Annotated in this window: 13 protein-coding genes; 5 read left to right on the top strand and 8 right to left on the bottom strand. The window is 54.8% G+C overall.

The window, feature by feature from the left end; all coding sequences use genetic code 11:
• Positions 1–261 precede the first annotated feature (261 nt).
• Together rho and trxA are read right to left on the bottom strand one after the other, a co-directional pair.
• Entirely contained in the window at positions 262–1521 is a 1260-nt protein-coding gene (gene rho, locus AC790_RS15015; RefSeq protein WP_008105744.1) for a transcription termination factor Rho, read from the bottom strand.
• A 345-nt stretch (positions 1522–1866) separates the two neighbouring features.
• Entirely contained in the window at positions 1867–2199 is a 333-nt protein-coding gene (trxA, locus tag AC790_RS15010) for a thioredoxin TrxA (protein WP_049852303.1), read from the bottom strand.
• A 117-nt stretch (positions 2200–2316) separates the two neighbouring features.
• Here trxA and rhlB point away from each other — a divergent pair, with 117 nt between their 5' ends.
• Together rhlB and ppx are read left to right on the top strand one after the other, a co-directional pair.
• Positions 2317–3612 (top strand): ATP-dependent RNA helicase RhlB, encoded by a 1296-nt coding sequence (rhlB, locus tag AC790_RS15005; protein WP_009127796.1) that lies wholly within the window; start codon positions 2317–2319, stop codon positions 3610–3612.
• 7 nt (positions 3613–3619) lie between these two features.
• Positions 3620–5104 (top strand): exopolyphosphatase, encoded by a 1485-nt coding sequence (gene ppx, locus AC790_RS15000; RefSeq protein WP_049852302.1) that lies wholly within the window; start codon positions 3620–3622, stop codon positions 5102–5104.
• 155 nt (positions 5105–5259) lie between these two features.
• Here ppx and rep read toward each other — a convergent pair whose 3' ends face one another.
• Entirely contained in the window at positions 5260–7281 is a 2022-nt protein-coding gene (gene rep, locus AC790_RS14995; protein WP_049852301.1) for a DNA helicase Rep, read from the bottom strand.
• Between the two features lie 78 nt (positions 7282–7359).
• On the opposite strand from rep, the gene ppiC reads away from it, so the two are divergent.
• Positions 7360–7641 (top strand): peptidylprolyl isomerase PpiC, encoded by a 282-nt coding sequence (gene ppiC, locus AC790_RS14990; protein WP_036621218.1) that lies wholly within the window; start codon positions 7360–7362, stop codon positions 7639–7641.
• Here the strand turns inward: ppiC and AC790_RS14985 are convergent, their stop codons facing one another.
• A complete protein-coding gene (locus tag AC790_RS14985) occupies positions 7642–9702 on the bottom strand; it encodes an AsmA family protein (RefSeq protein WP_009127787.1) in 2061 nt (686 codons plus the stop codon).
• Between the two features lie 62 nt (positions 9703–9764).
• A complete protein-coding gene (pdeH, locus tag AC790_RS14980) occupies positions 9765–10538 on the bottom strand; it encodes a cyclic-guanylate-specific phosphodiesterase (protein ID WP_049852300.1) in 774 nt (257 codons plus the stop codon).
• Between the two features lie 282 nt (positions 10539–10820).
• On the opposite strand from pdeH, the gene AC790_RS14975 reads away from it, so the two are divergent.
• Together AC790_RS14975 and AC790_RS14970 are read left to right on the top strand one after the other, a co-directional pair.
• Entirely contained in the window at positions 10821–11753 is a 933-nt protein-coding gene (locus tag AC790_RS14975) for a sugar kinase (protein ID WP_049852299.1), read from the top strand.
• Between the two features lie 386 nt (positions 11754–12139).
• Positions 12140–13009, top strand: a complete 870-nt coding sequence (locus AC790_RS14970; RefSeq protein WP_049852298.1) for an alpha/beta hydrolase — start codon at positions 12140–12142, stop codon at positions 13007–13009.
• A 125-nt stretch (positions 13010–13134) separates the two neighbouring features.
• On the opposite strand, the gene AC790_RS14965 is transcribed toward AC790_RS14970, so the two are convergent.
• The 3 genes from AC790_RS14965 to hmsP form a co-directional block, all read right to left on the bottom strand.
• The gene (locus tag AC790_RS14965) at positions 13135–14643 is read right to left on the bottom strand and encodes a pitrilysin family protein (RefSeq protein ID WP_049852297.1); all 1509 of its coding nucleotides are present in this window, start codon (positions 14641–14643) and stop codon (positions 13135–13137) included.
• A 245-nt stretch (positions 14644–14888) separates the two neighbouring features.
• Positions 14889–16169: a dicarboxylate/amino acid:cation symporter gene (locus AC790_RS14960; protein WP_009127778.1), complete on the bottom strand. Its 1281-nt coding sequence runs from the start codon at positions 16167–16169 to the stop codon at positions 14889–14891.
• A gap of 229 nt (positions 16170–16398) precedes the next feature.
• Positions 16399–18411 (bottom strand): biofilm formation regulator HmsP, encoded by a 2013-nt coding sequence (hmsP, locus tag AC790_RS14955; protein ID WP_200902271.1) that lies wholly within the window; start codon positions 18409–18411, stop codon positions 16399–16401.
• Between the last annotated feature and the right edge of the window lie 296 nt (positions 18412–18707).

The following is an 18707-nucleotide window of genomic DNA, read 5'->3' as shown; positions in this document are numbered from 1 at the left end:
TTAATGCTCTCAGCTAAAATCGTGGACAACAATATGCAAAATGCCAGCTATTGCCGTTCATCCCTATTCCGAATTTTGCTGCAGAAAAATCCGACAGCTTAAAAAATCAGCAAATTTCTGCCGCAGTCATTATAAATGCTTCCTGCTGGGCTAATCCTAATGCCCATAAATAAAAAACGCCACGTTAAGACGTGGCGTTAGCAATAATTCCTGGCAAATTGTGCGAAGAGCCGCTTGGCTTAGCGGCTCTACACATGCAACTTATGAACGCTTCATCATATCGAAGAATTCGTCGTTGGTTTTGGTCATAGCCAGTTTGTTGATGAGAAACTCCATTGCGTCGATTTCACCCATAGGATGGATGATTTTGCGCAGGATCCACATCTTCTGCAGCTCTTCCTGAGTGGTGAGCAGCTCTTCTTTACGGGTACCGGAACGATTGTAATCAATCGCTGGGAACACACGCTTCTCAGCGATTTTACGCGAGAGGTGCAATTCCATGTTACCTGTACCTTTAAACTCTTCGTAAATCACTTCGTCCATCTTCGAACCGGTATCAACCAGTGCGGTGGCGATAATGGTTAGGCTACCGCCCTCTTCCACGTTACGTGCCGCGCCGAAGAAACGCTTTGGACGATGCAGGGCGTTGGCATCCACACCACCGGTCAGGACTTTGCCTGATGCAGGTACCACAGTGTTATAGGCACGCGCTAAACGGGTGATGGAGTCGAGCAGGATGATGACATCTTTTTTGTGCTCAACCAGACGCTTGGCCTTCTCAATCACCATCTCAGCAACCTGCACGTGACGTGAAGCTGGCTCATCAAAGGTAGAAGCGATGACTTCACCTTTAACCAGACGCTGCATCTCGGTCACTTCTTCCGGACGTTCGTCAATCAGCAGTACCATCAGCAGGCAATCTGGATAGTTGTAGGCAATGCTCTGCGCAATGTTCTGCAGCAGCATGGTTTTACCCGCTTTCGGCGGCGCCACGATCAGACCACGTTGACCACGACCAATCGGCGAAGCCAGATCCAGCACGCGTGCTGTCAGGTCTTCAGTCGAGCCATTACCGCGCTCCATACGCATGCGTTTGCTGGCATGCAACGGCGTGAGGTTTTCGAACAGAATCTTGTTGCGCGCGTTCTCCGGCTTGTCGTAGTTAACTTCGTTAACTTTCAACAGCGCAAAGTAGCGTTCACCCTCTTTTGGCGGACGAATCTTGCCAGAAATGGTGTCACCAGTGCGGAGGTTGAAGCGGCGGATTTGGCTAGGAGAGACGTAGATATCATCGGGACCGGCGAGGTAGGAGCTGTCTCCAGAACGGAGGAAACCAAATCCGTCCTGCAGTATCTCCAGCACACCATCACCAAAGATGTCTTCGCCGCTTTTTGCGTGCTGTTTCAGGATAGAGAAAATAATATCCTGCTTGCGCATACGCGCCTGGTTTTCCAGCCCCATATTTTCGCCGAGGGTAATCAGCTCAGAAACCGGCGTATTCTTTAATTCGGTAAGATTCATAGTGATGGGTTCTTAAACTCGGGGTAATTCTCGAAATGATTGTCGTGAGTGGTATGGCAAAAATTCCATGCCTGTTAATGGCTCTTTTTCAACTCAGCTCGACGATTATCGTCAGATGTGGCGATAGGAAACGAGGAGACAGTCGAAAGATGATGCCGAATGTGCTAGTCATCAGATTGCCAAACCACGATAACGTTCATTGCGAGTAGGGTCTGACAAGGGAAAACTTAGATGCAAACTACAAGGTAAGAGCGTAATGCAGTGAACTCAACTTAACACGCTTAAAGTGAGACGTCCAGCAGTGGCGAAAAAATTCACCACTGCGGAACAAACACCGCGCCGGGCTTAGGCCAGGTTGGCGTTCAGGAACTCTTTTAACTGGCCTTTAGACAGTGCGCCAACCTTGGTTGCCGCCACTTCGCCGTTCTTGAACAGCAGCAGAGTTGGGATACCGCGGATGCCATATTTAGGCGCAGTACCCGGGTTGTCATCAATGTTCAACTTAGCGATGGTAAGCTTACCTTCGTACTCTTCGGCGACTTCGTCGAGGATTGGGGCGATCATTTTGCAAGGACCACACCATTCAGCCCAGAAATCTACCAGAGTGACACCGTCTGCTTTCAGTACGTTTGTGTCGAAACTGTCATCGGTCAAGTGAACGATCTTATCGCTGCTCATGTTTAACTCCAAAAGATTGTGCCTGGCGAATTGGCGTAAATTATACCAACGTAGGTTGACTTTATTTCATCGGATACGCTTTCGTAAAGCGCTAGTAAGCTGATATTCTACCACACTATGAGCAAAACACACTTAACTGAACAGAAGTTTTCCGACTTCGCCCTGCACCCTCAGGTGGTAGAAGCCCTTGATACCAAAGGCTTTTCTAACTGCACGCCTATCCAGGCGCTCGCGTTGCCTTTTACGCTTTCAGGGCGTGATGTCGCGGGTCAGGCGCAAACCGGTACCGGCAAAACGATGGCGTTCCTGACGTCAACGTTTCATTATCTTCTTTCTCATCCTGCCGCAGAAGGTCGCCAGATCAATCAGCCACGTGCGCTGATCATGGCCCCAACGCGTGAGCTCGCCGTACAAATTCATGCCGATGCTGAACCGTTAGCGAAGGTAACTGGCTTAAAGCTGGGCCTGGCTTATGGTGGCGACGGCTACGATAAACAACTGAAAGTGCTGGCAGATGGCGTCGACATCCTGGTGGGCACCACCGGACGTCTGATCGACTATGCCAAGCAGAACCATGTCAACCTTGGCGCCATTCAGGTTGTTGTGCTGGATGAAGCCGATCGCATGTTCGATCTCGGCTTTATTAAAGACATTCGTTGGCTGTTCCGCCGCATGCCGCCGGCCACCCAACGCCTAAGTATGCTGTTCTCTGCCACCTTGTCTTACCGCGTGCGTGAATTGGCGTTTGAGCACATGAACAACGCCGAATACGTGGAAGTGGAACCCGAGCAGAAAACCGGCCATCGCATTAAAGAAGAGCTTTTCTACCCTTCTAACGAAGAGAAAATGCGCTTGCTGCAAACGCTGGTTGAAGAAGAGTGGCCCGATCGCGCCATTATTTTCGCCAACACCAAACATCGCTGTGAAGACATTTGGGGCCATTTGGCTGCCGATGGTCATCGCGTCGGTCTGCTGACCGGTGATGTTGCACAGAAAAAACGTTTGCGCATCCTCGACGATTTCACCAAAGGTGATGTCGATATCCTGGTCGCTACCGACGTCGCCGCACGTGGTCTGCACATTCCTGCGGTAACGCATGTGTTCAACTACGATCTGCCAGACGATCGCGAAGACTACGTACACCGCATTGGCCGTACGGGCCGCGCGGGAGCCAGCGGTCACTCCATCAGCCTGGCGTGTGAAGAGTACGCGCTGAACCTGCCGGCGATTGAAGAGTACATTGGTCACGGTATTCCGGTCAGCAAGTACAACAGCGATGCATTGCTAAACGAACTGCCACCACCGAAGCGCCTGCAACGCAGCCGCACAGGAAACGGTCCACGCCGTGGCGGTAACAACAGTAACCGTCGCAGCGGCGCGCCGCGCAATAGCAACCGTAAGCGTTCAGGTTAAGCACACCATGCTAAGCGCATCGTCACTTTATGCAGCGATTGATTTAGGTTCTAACAGCTTTCATATGTTGGTGGTGCGCGAGGTGTCTGGCAGTATTCAGACCGTCGCGCGGATAAAACGCAAAGTGCGTCTGGCAGCCGGTCTCGACAAAGCCAATCATCTCTCTGCAGAGGCGATGCAACGCGGCTGGCAGTGTCTGAAGTTGTTCTCCGAACAGCTGCAGGATATTCCCCCGGAACAGATCCGCGTGGTGGCAACCGCCACGCTGCGCATTGCAGAAAATGCGCAGGATTTTCTCGTTACCGCTGAACAAATTCTTGGCTGCCCGGTGAATGTCATCAGTGGCGAAGAGGAAGCGCGCCTGATTTATCAAGGTGTTGCGCATACCACTGGCGGTTCCGATCAGCGTTTAGTGGTTGATATCGGCGGCGGAAGCACAGAACTGGTGACCGGCGAAGGTTCGCACGCCACCACGCTCTTTAGCTTATCGATGGGCTGCGTAACCTGGCTCGAACGCTATTTCAGCGATCGTCATCTGGCGAAAGAGAATTTCGAGCAGGCTGAAACGGCGGCGCGTGAGATGATCCGCCCAGTAGCCGCTGCGCTACGCGAGAAAGGCTGGCAAATCTGTGTGGGTGCATCCGGTACCGTGCAGGCGCTGCAGGAAATTATGATGGCGCAGGGCATGGATGAGCGCATCACCCTGAGCAAGCTGCAGCAGTTGAAACAGCGCGCGATTCAATGTGGCAAGCTGGAAGAGCTGGAAATTGAAGGATTGACGCTAGAGCGCGCATTAGTCTTTCCCAGCGGATTATCAATCCTCATCGCCATCTTCCAGGAACTCAGCATTGAAGGTATGACGCTGGCTGGCGGCGCACTGCGCGAAGGTTTAGTGTATGGCATGCTGCATCTGCCGGTTGATCGCGATATCCGCAGCCGCACGCTGCAAAATGTGCAACGTCGTTTTGCCATTGATATTGAGCAGGCTGGTCGCGTACGTCAGCTAGCAGAGAGTTTCTTCCGTCAGGTGAGCAGCAGCTGGAAGCTGGATAACCGATGTCGCGACCTGTTGCTGAGCGCCTGCTCAATCCACGAAATTGGCCTGAGCGTCGATTTCCGTCAGGCACCGCAGCACGCCGCCTATCTGATTCGTCATCTTGATCTTCCTGGTTTCACTCCCGCGCAGAAAAAAATGCTGGCTTGCCTGTTGCAGAATCAAAGCGGCAGCATCGATCTCGCGTTACTGACGCAGCAAAATGCCGTTCCACCACGTATGGCGGAGCGATTAAGCCGTCTGCTGCGTTTAGCGATTATTTTCTCGAGTCGTCGCCGTGATGACACTTTACCGGCCGTGCGTTTGCAGGCGGACGATGATGCGTTGCATCTGACACTGCCAGTAGGGTGGCGCGAAGCGCATCCGCTGCGTTCCGAGCTGCTGGAGCAGGAGAGCCATTATCAGTCATATGTGCACTGGTTACTGACGATTTCCTGATTGCTGATGGATGCCCTCACCCTAGCCCTCTCCCACAGGAGAGGGAACCGATCAAGCCCGTTTTAAAATCTAGTTATCAGCCTAATCATCGCAGCGGACTGCTCCTTCTCCCGCCTGCGGGAGAAGGTTGGGATGAGGGGCAAAGCGCACCAATCTTATCCCTTCTTCGCGTTCTCAAGCATCGCCCTTAACCCGGCAACGCGCGTCTGTCCGGTCTTCGCACGCTCTTCTGCGCTCACCACTTTTTTCTCGCGCTCCCACACCACATCGTCCTGCGGGAGTTCCAGCAGGAAGCGGCTCGGCTCCGGGCGCATCAGTTCACCGTACTGGCGGCGTTCGCGGCACAGCGTAAAGGTTAGCTCTTTCTGCGCGCGCGTAATGCCCACATACGCCAGACGACGCTCCTCTTCGATATTGTTCTCATCGATGCTGCTCTGATGCGGCAATAACCCCTCTTCCATGCCGACCAGATAGACATACGGAAACTCCAGCCCTTTTGACGCGTGCAACGTCATCAGCTGCACCTGATCGAGCTCCTCGTCGCTCTCACCGCGCTCCATCATGTCGCGCAGCGTAAAGCGCGTCACCACCTGCGCCAGCGTCATCGGTTCGTTCAGTTCGTCCCCTTCCAGCATCTCGGTCATCCACTGAAATAGCAGGTTGACGTTCTTCATGCGCATCTCAGCCGCTTTCGGGCTGGGAGAGGTTTCAAACAGCCAGCTCTCGTAATCAATGCCGCGAATCAGGTCGCGCACCGCATTAACCGGCTCGCGTTCCGTCAGCTGGATAATCTCATTCAGCCAGTGCGTGAAGCGCTGCAGATGTTCCAATCCGCGCCCGCTCAGCGTTTGCTCCAGGCCCATATCAAAGCTGGCGTGATACAAGCTTTTATTGCGCAGATTGGCCCATTCGCCCAGCTTTTGTAGCGTTGCCGGACCAATCTCCCGACGCGGCGTATTCACGATGCGCAGAAACGCACTGTCATCTTCCTGATTGGTCAGCACGCGCAGATAAGCCAGTAAATCCTTGATTTCCGGACGCGAGAAAAACGAGGTGCCACCGGAGATGCGATAAGGAATACGGTTCTGCATCAACTGCTTCTCAAACACGCGCGACTGATGGTTGCCGCGATAGAGAATGGCGTAATCTTTGTAGGCGGTTTTGTTGATGAAGTGATGCGCAATCAGTTCGCCGGCCACGCGCTCCGCTTCATGATCCTCATTATTGGCACTGAGCACCTTCAACTCGCTGCCCTGCCCCAGTTCAGAGAACAGGCGCTTCTCAAACACGTGCGGGTTGTTAGCGATAAGGATGTTGGCCGATTTTAGGATGCGCTGCGTCGAGCGGTAATTCTGCTCCAGCTTCACCACTTCCAGCGCCGGGAAATCCTCTTGCAGCAGCACCAGGTTTTGCGGTCGCGCACCACGCCACGAGTAGATCGACTGATCGTCATCGCCCACGACGGTAAAACGCGCCCGCGCGCCGACCAGCAGCTTCACCAATTCATACTGGCTGGTGTTGGTATCCTGATATTCGTCCACCAGCAGATAGCGAATACGCTGCTGCCAGCGTTCACGCACTTCCTGATTACGCTGCAGCAGCAGCGTCGGCAGCGCGATTAAATCGTCGAAATCCAGCACGTTGCAGGATTTCAGATGTTGGTCATACAGCTGATAACAGTGGGCAAAAATCTGGTCGCGCTGCGATTTGGCCAAACCCGCTGCGCCCTGGGGATCGACCAGATCGTTCTTCCAATTGGAGATAGTTGAAATCAGCTGCTGTAACAGCGTCTTGTCTTCTTCCAGCCACTGTTTGGTCAGGTCTTTCAGCAGCGCCAGCTGATCCTGATCGTCGAATAGCGAGAAACTGGATTTCATTCCCAGCGCTTTGTACTCGCGCTTGATGATCTCAAGTCCCAGCGTGTGGAACGTTGAAATCATCAGGCCGCGCGCCTCTTTGCGCCCCAGCGTTTGCGCCACACGCTCTTTCATCTCGCGCGACGCTTTATTGGTAAAGGTCACGGCGGCGATATGGCGCGCCTGATAGCCACACTCGCGGATCAGATGGGCGATTTTATTGGTGATCACACGGGTTTTACCTGAACCCGCACCGGCCAGCACCAGACAAGGACCGGTGACAAATTCGACAGCGCGTTGTTGGCCGGGGTTTAGACGCATAACGGAATTCGCTCAGTTGATTCGAAAGAAAGGTGGGTATAATGCTCGCGCGACGATTATACACAACGAGACAAAATGATGGCGAAAACCGCGGCGGCTTTACATATCCTGGTGAAAGAGGAAGCGCAGGCAAAATCCTTGCTGGCCCAGCTGGAGAAAGGCGCAAACTTTCAGCAACTGGCGAAAAAGCACTCTACCTGCCCCTCTGGCCGCAACGGCGGCGACTTAGGTGAATTTCGCAAAGGGCAAATGGTGCCGGCATTTGATAAGGCGGTCTTCACCTGTCCGCTGCTGCAACCTTACGGACCAGTGAAAACCGCCTTTGGTTACCACATCATCAAAGTGCTGTGGCGTAACTGATCACTTCTGATTCTTCATCTGCTGCAGCACCTTACTGCACTGGTTGTCGTCCGTATCGCTTGGCGAAATCAGCGCAACCAATGCTGCGGCTGGTGCGACTACGGCACCCAGCGCAATCGCTGCGGCACCGCGTGCAATCAGTGGTCCGGCTTTCACCCCGGCATCCGGATTTTTGAAGGTGCCGCGCACATATAACGGCGAACGCAGCGTGATGATGCGAATCCCTTTACTCTCCGGATTGATCGACAAGTCCATACGTTCGTTGGCGAAGTTGACGTTGCCGGTCACGTTGATCACCGCATTCTCGGTATCCAGCAGGAACAGCTTCGGCGTTGCCAGGCCCTGACGAATATTCAGATCGGTCGCCGCGCAGTTAATCTTCACCTCATCATCGCCAAACAGTTTCCCCACCACATAATTCCCGACGTTCAGGCCCGCAATCTCCATCAGGCTGCGGCTAATCAAGCCATCATTCATTAGCAGTTTCATTTCGCCATTGCTGGTGCCCAACAGATCCGCCACCGAGTTGCCGGTGCCGCTCAGCGTGGCGTCGCCATTCAGCTGACCCAAACTGTTTTGCATCGCGGTGACATCCGGGAACAGCTGACGCAGACGCAGTTTACGCGCATGCAGATCGGCGCGTCCGCGCATCGGGCTGCGATCGCCTTCCAGATGAATGGTGGAGTTAATGCTGCCGCCCGCCATACCGAAGCGCAGCGGATCGAGCAGCAGGTCGCCATTCTTTAGCTGTACATGCGTGTAAAGATCGCTCAACGGCAGCTTGCTGCTGTGTTCGATGCGCTTGCCGCTGAACTTCACGTCCGCATCCATCACGTCCCAGCTTTTGGTATCGAACTTGTCATGCGGCAACACGCGGTCGGCGGGCTGCGCTGCAGCTTCACCGCGCTGCGCTTTCGCCTGCTGCGTCTTCTCGCTGCCTTTACCTGAATCGACGCCAATCAGCGGCCCCAAATCCGCCATGCGCAGCTGGTTCGAAGTGAGTTCACCGGTTAAGGTTGGACGCGGTTTGCCCTGACGATAGCTGAGCGAACCGTGAATATCGCTGTCGCCGATATGGCCGTTAAACTTCTCGTAGCGGAACAGCGGCCCTTTCTCCTCGTTGAAACGCGCAATCAAATGACCGTCGGTTTCATACGGCGGCGTATCGGGCAGCAGTACGCCCGTCAGGCCATACAGGTTCGCCAGCGTGTCACCGGAGAAGCGCAGGCGCACATCCAGCCCACCGAGATTGAGCGGATCTTGCAAGGTGCCGTCAATGCGCACGCGCGTGCTACCATTACGCACATCCGCCTGCAGCGGGAACGGCGTGGTTTTACTGCGCAGCGATAACATGCCGCCAATTTTGCCGTCACCCTCCAGCTTCTCATTGTTGTAGGTGCCGTTCGCCTGCCAGCCAAAGACAAAATCACCCGCGCCTTTTTGCTGGTCGTTACCGCCCGCCACCTGTGCGTACGGCACCGGTTTGCCCAGTGGGTTGATGGTGACCGTGACATCGGCTTTATTGATGGCATCGCGATAACGTACCTGCCCTTTATCGAACAGAATGTTGTCGAGGCGGAAGGACCAGGCAGACGGCGCGGCATTCGCCTTGCTGTTATCGCTGCTGGCTAAATCGAAGGTCCAGTTGTTCTTTTTGTCCGCGGTTTGCACCAGCCGCGCGTCGGGCTGCTGCATCTTTATCCACGGCAGGTAGATCTGCTTATGCAGCAATGCCAGCGGCGCGATCGTCGCTTCTACCCGCTGTAAATGCACCATGGTGACTTCAGGAACCGTCGGCGGATTGCCCAGCATCACATCATCGGCATGTACCTGCGGCCACGGCACCCAACTGCGCCAGCCGGGCTCCTCGCGATTGCGCACCCAGGCCACGCCAAGATCGCCGCGAATAGCGAAAGGACGATTGAGTTCAGCAGAAACTTTCTGATTTATCGTTGGTTTTAGGCGGTTCCAGTCAAAGGTGGCGATGATCACCACAATCACTACAACCAATAATAAAAAAATCCCGACCACCCAGCTCAGGATCTTTCGGGTACGTGACATATTGCTTCCTCCTTGCCCTTCCACGTCTCGACTAAGGATAGTCGAGACGCTGCAGAACGGGATCAGGGAAGCTCAAGTGCCATACGTTCCAGCTCGCTAAACGGCACCGGACGCGAGAAGAAATAGCCCTGCGCCGCCATTGCCGGCGAGCTGCGCACCTGTTGCCACTCTTCTTCAGTTTCCACGCCCTCCACGATAACGCCGTTGCAGTAGCGATTAATTAGCGCCAATAGCATAGAGAACATGGAGCGGCCTTCATCGCTGGCGCGCAGCAGCATAAACAGCTCGCGCGACAGTTTGATGTAGTCATAACGCAGTTCGGTCAACGCGGAGAAGTTCGCCATGCCAGAGCCAAAATCATCCAGCCACAGCGGGCCGAGTTCCGGCATCTTCGCCACCATCTCTTCCTGCGGCAGAGCATGATGTTCGGTGAGTTCAAAGCGCACCCACGGCAACTGCGCGATCAGCGCGCGAATCGACTCATGCTGCTCAATTTCCATCAGCGTTGGACCATCGATATTCACCGAAGCCACCAGCTGACGCTGATGGAAAAAGGGTGACCATGTTATCAGCAGCTCCAGCTGCTCCTGGACGACACCGAGCCGCTGCGCGATAGTCAGGGCTTCAAAATAGTCTTCGGGCGACAGCCTTTTTTCTGGCGCGGAGGGATGCGTTACCGCCGTCAATAATTCAATGGCCAGCAAGCGGCCTGAGACCTGATAAATCGGCTGGAAAGTATAGAATCGTTGGCACTGCTGCCAGAAGAGACGCGTTTCCTGTTGTTGCTCCAGTTCATTTGAAACAGGCAGCCGATGACTCAAATTCTTCATCACCATGGTTTTTTCCTGGTTGGTGTCGAGTGCCTGCAAATAGCATCTCAGCGGCAAGTATCGGCGATCGCAGGGATAACTTTATCGATCTCATTAGTCCCATGAATAGATGAGTGTAACAGCGTGCTTCGCGCTTAATCGGCAAAATAAAACGCGCTTTGGCCGTTAAATCGCCGTAGTACCGGCACTTCACTGCCTTAAGTTAAATTAAAACATCGTTTTAAAAACCATTGACGACTGCCATACCAGACGCGAGACTAAGGCAGAATTCACTATAGGCCGAAGACCATGAAGCAGAAAAAAATCGCCATTATTGGCGAATGCATGATTGAACTGTCCGAAAAAGGTGAGAACATCAAACGCGGTTTTGGCGGCGATACGCTGAACACAGCGGTATATCTGGCCCGTCTGTCAGATAACCAGCAGCTGCGCGTGGATTATGTCACCGCACTGGGTACCGACAGCTTTAGCGATCAGATGATCGCTGCCTGGCAGCAAGAGCAGGTGCAAACCCAACTGATTCAGCGCCTCGACAATAAAATGCCCGGTTTGTACTTCATCGAAACCGATGAACATGGCGAGCGTACCTTCTGGTACTGGCGCAACGACGCGGCCGCCCGCTTCTGGCTGGATAGCGCGCAGGCGGATGACATCTGCCAGCAGCTGGCACACTACGATTATCTCTATCTGAGCGGCATTAGCCTGGCGATTCTGCCGGAAGCCAGTCGCAACAAACTTATGGCGCTGCTCAGCGCCTGTCGTCAGAACGGCGGCAAGGTGATTTTCGACAATAACTACCGTCCGCGTTTGTGGGCCGACAAAGCCAGCGCGCAGCAGGCGTATGCCGAGATGCTGCGCCACACCGATATGGCCTTCCTCACGCTCGACGATGAAGATCTGCTATGGGGCGAGCAGCCGCTGGAAACGGTGATTGCCCGAACGCGCGCCGCCGGCGTACAGGAGATTGCGATTAAGCGCGGTGCCGACTCCTGTCTGGTGGCCGTCGGCGACGAACCGCTGCGGGAAGTTGCCGCGATCAAGCTGGCGAAAGAGAAAGTGGTCGATACCACCGCCGCAGGCGACTCCTTTAGCGCCGGTTATCTGGCGGTGCGTTTAGCCGGTGGCAGCGCCGAAGATGCCGCGGCGCGCGGTCATCTCACCGCCAGCACGGTGATCCAGCATCGCGGCGCTATTATTCCGCTGAGCGCGATGCCACGTTAATCGAGGTGCGCATGAATGCGCACCCTACGCAGATTGTAAGGTCGTCATTTATGACGACCAAATTCATAAATACCGCTAACAACCTCGCCCCCAAAGTTTGCCTTAACGCAGTATTTTTCCCTGCTAATTTCCACTAATCACTTAGCTCATCCATTTCTGTAACATTACCCGCTGCACCGCTTCAAATACGCTTATCAGAGTGATTTAAATTCAATGTGTTATGCCACGAAAACCGGCCGCCAGGCATAGTCTGAAACTGGCGAAATCGCCGGTTTTCGGCTGGACGTCAGCCGCAAAAGAGACCATGTTTTAATCAATAACAGCAGGACGCTGTGACTCCGGCCGCGAAAAGAATAACGACAACATGACTCGCTCAGGACTGACTTATGCACACAGAAATTATCAATATCTGGCCACACGGTGATGCGCCAGGCGCGAGCGATTCGCGCGCTCAGCCGCAGATCGTCGATCTCGCCAAAGAGTACGAACCTTATGACCGCGCCGCCACCGGCGTGCGTTGCCCGGAAATTGCCCTCTGGCATCCGGAAACCTCGAACGGTATCACGCTGTTAGTCGCGCCAGGCGGCGGTTATCAGCGCGTGCTAATTGACCGTGAAGGCAGCGCGCTCGCAACCTTCTTCACCTCAATGGGCTACACGCTGGCGGTGATGACCTACCGCCTGCCGTACGATGGACATCATGAAGGCCCAGACGCGCCGCTGGCCGACGCGCAGCGTGCGGTGCGCGTGCTACGTGAACGTGCACAGCGCGGCATGAACGGTAAATACATCGTGATGATGGGCTTTTCGGCTGGCGGACACGTTGCCGCCAGTCTCGGCACACGCTTCGGCGATAAACTCTATCCGGTGCAGGATCAGGCCGACAGCTTCTCGCCGCGCCCGGATGCGATGGTGCTGCTCTATCCGGTGATCAGCATGCGTGAAGGTCTGGCCCACGAAGGCGCGCGCACCCGCTTGCTCGGCGCGTGGCCGGATCAAAAGATGATAGAGGCATATTCCCTGGAAACGCGTGTGCATGCACAAACGCCACCGACGCTGCTGATTCACGCCTCTGACGATGAGTCGGTGTCGGTGAATAACAGCATGGTGTTTTTCAGCGCGCTAAGGGAGCACAAGGTGCCGGTGGAGATTCACTTCTACCAGAAGGGCGGCCACGGATTTGGTATCCGTGGCGTGGCGGACCTTCCGCTCGCCAGCTGGCCGATGCTGGTGACAGAGTGGCTTAGAGCCAAATAATCCCCGTCATACTTCAAACTGCAGCGGCGTTGGCTGCGTGGGCTCACCCCAGTCACTTACTAACGTAAGCTCCTGGGGATTTGCCCACTTGCCGCCTTGCTGCAGCTTGAATTATTTAGGGGATGTCACGAGGAAGGTGGAGATTGTTCCGACGCGCCGGCGCTGTTGTCCGGTTTTACTTCATCCGGAGCGGCAGGCGCAGCAGGTGCGTCAGGCAGCTTCATCACTTTATCCCAGCTTTCCTGCAGCATCTTCACGTTGGTCTCGGCTTCACCCTGCGGCTGAATCAGTACCATGGTCAGCTCCTGCGACAGTTGCTGGCGCAGTTCCTGATTTAACTGGTCACGCGTCATTTCGCTGAGGAACGTCTGGCGCAGTTTCTGATACTGCTCTGGCGCAATATCCACCACCGCATTTTGCTGCGAGCGCAGACGCTGTCCCATCAGAATATCGGTATCGGTGCGTGCGTAAGTGGCGAACAGCTTGTTGAGCTCCAGCAGCTTTTGCGCCATCAGCGCATCAAACTCCTCCTGCGGCAATCCTTTATCACGCACCGCCGCCAGCTCTTTCGCCACCTGATTCATATTCTGTGGCAACGAGGCATTCGGGCTGTCCATGTTGATCGAACACTGCGCACGCTGATACAGCACACGGCAGTCAAAGCCAACCTGTACGCTTTGCGCTTTGCTGTCCGCCAGAGCGCGCTGCACGTGCCAGAACAGCGCTTCACGCGCCAAATCGCTCTGCCAATAGCGCTGCAAATTTTGCGAATCACGGATGGGTTGCCACGCCGTATCCCATACCAGCGACAGGCGATCCTGACTCATCCCGCCATTCACCAGATTAACCGGCTGATGCGGCAGCGGTGAGAGCGTCGGTAACGCAGCAGGCGCCACGCGCTTGCCTTTCAGCGGCGAGAAGGCTTTATTGATCTGCTCCGCCATGCTGCGGCTGTCAACATTGCCGACCACATACAGCGTCATGCCATCGGGCGTGTACCACTGCTGATAGAAACTGTTGAGCTGGGCGATATCCACCGGCGCGCGCGGCTGCTCGCCGGGATCGTGCGCCAGCATCGCCGAACCTTTCAGGCGATAGCGCCACCACACATCCTGGGTATTCGTGGGCCAGGTCGCGATCGGATCGGTCGCCGTCAGCGTGGTTGACACCACTTGCTCATTAATCGTCATTTTACCGGCGGTTGCCGCCAGCCAGTTGAGTGCTTCTTTCAACAGATCCGGACGGTTGTTTGGCAAGCTGAGATTATATTGGGTGTAATCGTACGAAGAGATGGCAGGCGGCAGCGGACGTTGCGGATCCATGGCCTGTTGCCATAGCGCGCGTTGCTGATTGGTGTCCAGCGTGGCGTTATGCACCATCGCCAAACGCGATAAAAGATGGCTGTAGCCGGTTTGTTGTGCGCTCTCCACCAGCGAACCGGTGTTAACAATCAGGCGCAGTTCAATGCGATCGCTGGGACGTTGCGGTGTGGTTAGCAGCTGCCAGCTAAAACCATTGTCCAGTTTACCTTCCTGCCAGGCGGGATCGGGTTGGAGCGTCTCGGCTTGCACGCCAAAACCGGATGCTGCCAGTAGCAATCCGCCAACCAAAAGCCGAATTCTGGTGCCCTGCATGTGAACCCCTACTCAAACAGATCAACGCTCGTTAGCGCGGCATGTTCGGCCACATCTGGGGTGACCGGTGCGGCAGTTTGCCGCCACGTTTATTTAATAACAGACTCTTTGACCACGAGAAGGTCAGGATGTCGCGCAACGAGGCAAAAAATCGGGAAAAAAATCAATGGGGTTTATTATGCAAATGCCCGCTGTCAGGGCAAGCGACAGCGGGCATTTCTCGGCAAATTAACGCAAATAGCCTTTTACGCAGCGGTTTCTGATGCGTTTTTCACCTTTTTCGCTGAAGAAAGCGTCGCGTTCATTTGCTTCTCATCCAGCTGGCCAACCCACTTGGCTACCACAATGGTCGCCACGCCGTTACCGACCAAATTGGTCAGCGCACGCGCTTCCGACATAAAGCGGTCGATACCCAGAATCAGCGCCAAACCGGCTACCGGCAGATGTCCCACCGCCGACAAGGTTGCCGCCAGCACGATAAAGCCACTGCCGGTGACACCCGCTGCGCCTTTAGAGGAGAGCAGCAGCACCACTAACAGCGTGATTTGATGGAACACATCCATATGCGCATTGGTCGCCTGCGCAATAAACACCGCCGCCATGGTGAGATAAATCGAAGTGCCATCAAGGTTGAAGGAGTAACCCGTAGGGATAACCAAGCCCACCACCGATTTCTTACATCCCAGTTTCTCCATCTTATCCAGCATACGCGGCAGCGCAGACTCGGAAGAGGACGTGCCGAGTACGATCAGCAGCTCTTCTTTGATATAGGCGACAAATTTAAAGATGTTGAAGCCGGCGAAGCGGGCAATCAGCCCCAGCACCACCACCACGAACAGCACGCAGGTGATATAGAAGCAGATGATCAGCTGGCCCAACTGCACCAACGATCCCACACCATATTTCCCGATGGTAAAGGCCATGGCACCAAAGGCACCGATTGGCGCGAGACGCATGATCATGTTGATAACGCCGAAGATCACTTTCGAGAAGCTTTCGATAACGTTAAACATCACCGTGCCGGCGCTGCCCAGACGATGCAGCGCAAAGCCGAACAGAATAGCGAACAGCAATACCTGCAGAATGTTGCCGCTGGCGAAGGCGCCGACCACGCTATTCGGGATCACATCCAGTAAGAAGGCGACAATGCCCTGCTGCTCCGCCTGCTGGGCGTAAACCGCGACCGCTTTGGCATCCAGCGTGGCCGGATCAACGTTCATGCCCGCACCCGGCTGCACCACGTTGACCACCACCAAACCGATGATCAGCGCGATGGTGCTGACCACTTCAAAGTACAGCAGCGCAACCGCGCCAGTACGTCCAACGGCTTTCATGCTCTCCATGCCGGCAATACCGGTCACCACCGTACAGAAAATAACGGGGGCGATGATCATCTTGATCAGCTTAACGAAACCATCTCCGAGCGGCTTCATTTGTGCGCCTAACTCAGGATAGAAGTGGCCCAACAGGACGCCGATGCCAATGGCAACTATGACCTGCAAGTAGAGGCTTTTTAAGATTTTCATAACAGGTGTCCAGTAAGACGGTTTGCACCGCCATTGTTGTGGAGTAACGCATGCGGCAAGCCGCCAGAAGCGTAAAACCTTACCGATGGCGAGGAAAATAACACCCTGTTAACAAGATTAATATCCCCTAACATTCCTTACAAAAGTTACAAAACTCTAACTATGAACTGAAACGCTTCAGCTTAGCGCTTCGCTGTAATTTTATAAGGAAAATCAATAACCAAGGTGATTATTCAGGGAGTTGCGGGGTCTGGAGCCAGCGGTGATTAAAGACGTTGAGCGGCAGCGCTTCAGCATATAAGTAGCCCTGCCCTATAGTAATTCCGCGCGCCAGCAGCCAGTCACGCTGTTCGGCGGTTTCCACACCTTCAGCGATCACATCAAGGTGAATGATGTCGGCAATCGCCGCCACGATGCGTACCATGGTGTCATCATCGGGCAGTGCCGCGACGAAGCTGCGATCCATTTTCAGCTTGTTCACCGGCAGCGCTTTAAACTGATGCAGGTAGTTAAGATTGGAGTAACCCATGCCGAAATCATCAAGCGCGACGGCCACGCCGGTTTGTTGCAGTGAGCGCAGCAGCGCAATCGCCTGTTCGGCATCACCAATCTGTGCGGTTTCGGTAATTTCCAGCACGAAGTTGCCCGGCGCAATGCGATGGCGCTCCAGTAAGCCCTGCAAATGACTCACCATGCTGGCATCGCGCAGCTGCACCGCCGAGATGTTAACGCTGAGCGGGATGTTAATGCCCTGCTTCTGCCAGCCGGCAAGAATGCGGCAGGCCTCTTCAAACACCCAGCGACCAATCGCCGAAATCACGCCAATCTCTTCAGCGCTGGCAATAAACTCTTCCGATAAGCCATAGCTGCCATCCGGCATGCGCATGCGCAGCAGCGCTTCGGCACCGGCCAATTCACCGGTTTCCATATTGATTTGCGGCTGCAGATAGAGGGAGAACTGATCCTCCTGCAAACCTTGCAGAATGTCATGTTCCTGCGTTAAGCGCTTTTGCGCGCGCTCGGTGAGTGCCGGGTCGAAGAACAGAATCTGGTTTTTGCCTTGATGGCGCGCCGACATCATCGCCGATGTAGCGCGATCCAGCTGCTCGCTGGCCGAGATGCTGTTCTCTTCATGCAGCGCCAGACCAATGCTGGCATTAGGCCGCAGCTGCAGCTGTTGCAGGTTCACCGGCTGATTGATGCGAATCATCAGATTGCGCGCCAGGCGCATGGCGCGGAACGGATTGTGCGCGCGCTTCATCAGCAAGGCGAAGTCGCTCGGCCCGGTTTGCGCCAGCAGCACGTGATCGTCCACTGTGCTGCGAATCTTCTCCACTAGCGTCAACATCAGCGTATCGCGCTGCTCATCGCTCAAAACGCCGTTGGCTTCCTGCAGCGTCTCGATACGAATCACCATCAGTCCCCACGCCTGGCGGTTACGTTGATGGCTCATGTGTTGTTCGAGCAGCGCAAGGAACAGCGCGCGATTAGGCAGATCCGTCACGGCGAAATGGGTAGTCATACGGCTCATTTCGTCGTGAATCGACTCCAGCACCTGCTGATTGCGATTGTAGCTGCGAATCAGCATGCCGATTTCATCATCGCGATGGTTATGCGGCAGCGTCATTTTGTGCGTCAGAATCGCCTGCGGCGGCAGCTCCTGCAAATCACGCGAGATATCGCGCAGCGGATGCACAATCAAGCGGTTGATGCACCAGCTGATGGAGATCGAAAGGATCAGCGCCAGCAGCAGATAGGTGGTGATCATGGTGGATAACGTGCTGAGCAGGAACTGATAGACGCGCGACGAATCGGCCTGCAGCACCAGATACGCAATCGGCTTTGGCAAGCCAGAGCGCTCAACCGAATAGAGCGGCAGCGTGATTTGCACCGGCAGCTCAAACAGGCGCGCCACCCAGCGCGGCACCGGTTTTTCCGGCGCGAAATCGGCGTGCAGCGCCTGGAACGCGTTCGGCAGCACCACATCGGCGCGCGATAAAATACCGGCGGGGTTCAAAGGATTGAGAATGCGCTCGGCCTGGGCAATATCGGCTTTCAACACGGCATCGGAGAGCGGCTGACGCACGGTATGCGCCACATTTTCCATTTGTTGGGCGTAGTCAATCCTGCGCTGCTGCACAAAGTGAAAGAGCTGGATGACAATAAAAATGCAGATGGTCACCATCGCCACGGCGGAAACCGTCGCCATCTGCTTTATCGTTAGAGAACGACTGACGCGCAACAAAACTTCTCCAGGCCATCAAAGGCGTGTCATGAGATGAAATTCGCAGCGAGTATATCCCAGTTCATGCGTTTTTTTCGCCGGGATATCGGCGAAAAGTAAGCAAGTTGGGTTATTTATGAAGTGATTCGGAATTAGGCAGGTGTTATTGCAAATGAATGCCCATCTTGTAGGGCTGAGGGATCCCCAGGAATATTGTTAATACACATACACGATATTCCTGTAATTCCCGGCCAGCCCGGCCCGCGCCTCTTCAATATCCAGTTCTCTCACGCTGTCCGGTTCCTGCCTTATCG

The organism is Pantoea sp. RIT-PI-b (assembly GCF_001187905.1).
GTDB lineage: Bacteria > Pseudomonadota > Gammaproteobacteria > Enterobacterales > Enterobacteriaceae > Pantoea > Pantoea nemavictus.
The sequence above is the reverse complement of the archived record's forward strand: the minus strand, read 5'-3'. Positions and strand labels throughout refer to the sequence as shown.

Excerpts from the sequence above, each read along its gene's own strand:
- AC790_RS14985 (WP_009127787.1), bottom strand. The coding sequence starts at position 9,702 with ATGTCACGTACCCGAAAGATCCTGAGCTGGGTGGTCGGGATTTTTTTA.
- ppiC (WP_036621218.1), top strand. The coding sequence starts at position 7,360 with ATGGCGAAAACCGCGGCGGCTTTACATATCCTGGTGAAAGAGGAAGCG.
- AC790_RS14965 (WP_049852297.1), bottom strand. The coding sequence starts at position 14,643 with ATGCAGGGCACCAGAATTCGGCTTTTGGTTGGCGGATTGCTACTGGCA.
- AC790_RS14960 (WP_009127778.1), bottom strand. The coding sequence starts at position 16,169 with ATGAAAATCTTAAAAAGCCTCTACTTGCAGGTCATAGTTGCCATTGGC.
- trxA (WP_049852303.1), bottom strand. The coding sequence starts at position 2,199 with ATGAGCAGCGATAAGATCGTTCACTTGACCGATGACAGTTTCGACACA.
- rho (WP_008105744.1), bottom strand. The coding sequence starts at position 1,521 with ATGAATCTTACCGAATTAAAGAATACGCCGGTTTCTGAGCTGATTACC.
- AC790_RS14975 (WP_049852299.1), top strand. The coding sequence starts at position 10,821 with ATGAAGCAGAAAAAAATCGCCATTATTGGCGAATGCATGATTGAACTG.
- ppx (WP_049852302.1), top strand. The coding sequence starts at position 3,620 with ATGCTAAGCGCATCGTCACTTTATGCAGCGATTGATTTAGGTTCTAAC.
- rhlB (WP_009127796.1), top strand. The coding sequence starts at position 2,317 with ATGAGCAAAACACACTTAACTGAACAGAAGTTTTCCGACTTCGCCCTG.
- AC790_RS14970 (WP_049852298.1), top strand. The coding sequence starts at position 12,140 with ATGCACACAGAAATTATCAATATCTGGCCACACGGTGATGCGCCAGGC.
- rep (WP_049852301.1), bottom strand. The coding sequence starts at position 7,281 with ATGCGTCTAAACCCCGGCCAACAACGCGCTGTCGAATTTGTCACCGGT.
- pdeH (WP_049852300.1), bottom strand. The coding sequence starts at position 10,538 with ATGGTGATGAAGAATTTGAGTCATCGGCTGCCTGTTTCAAATGAACTG.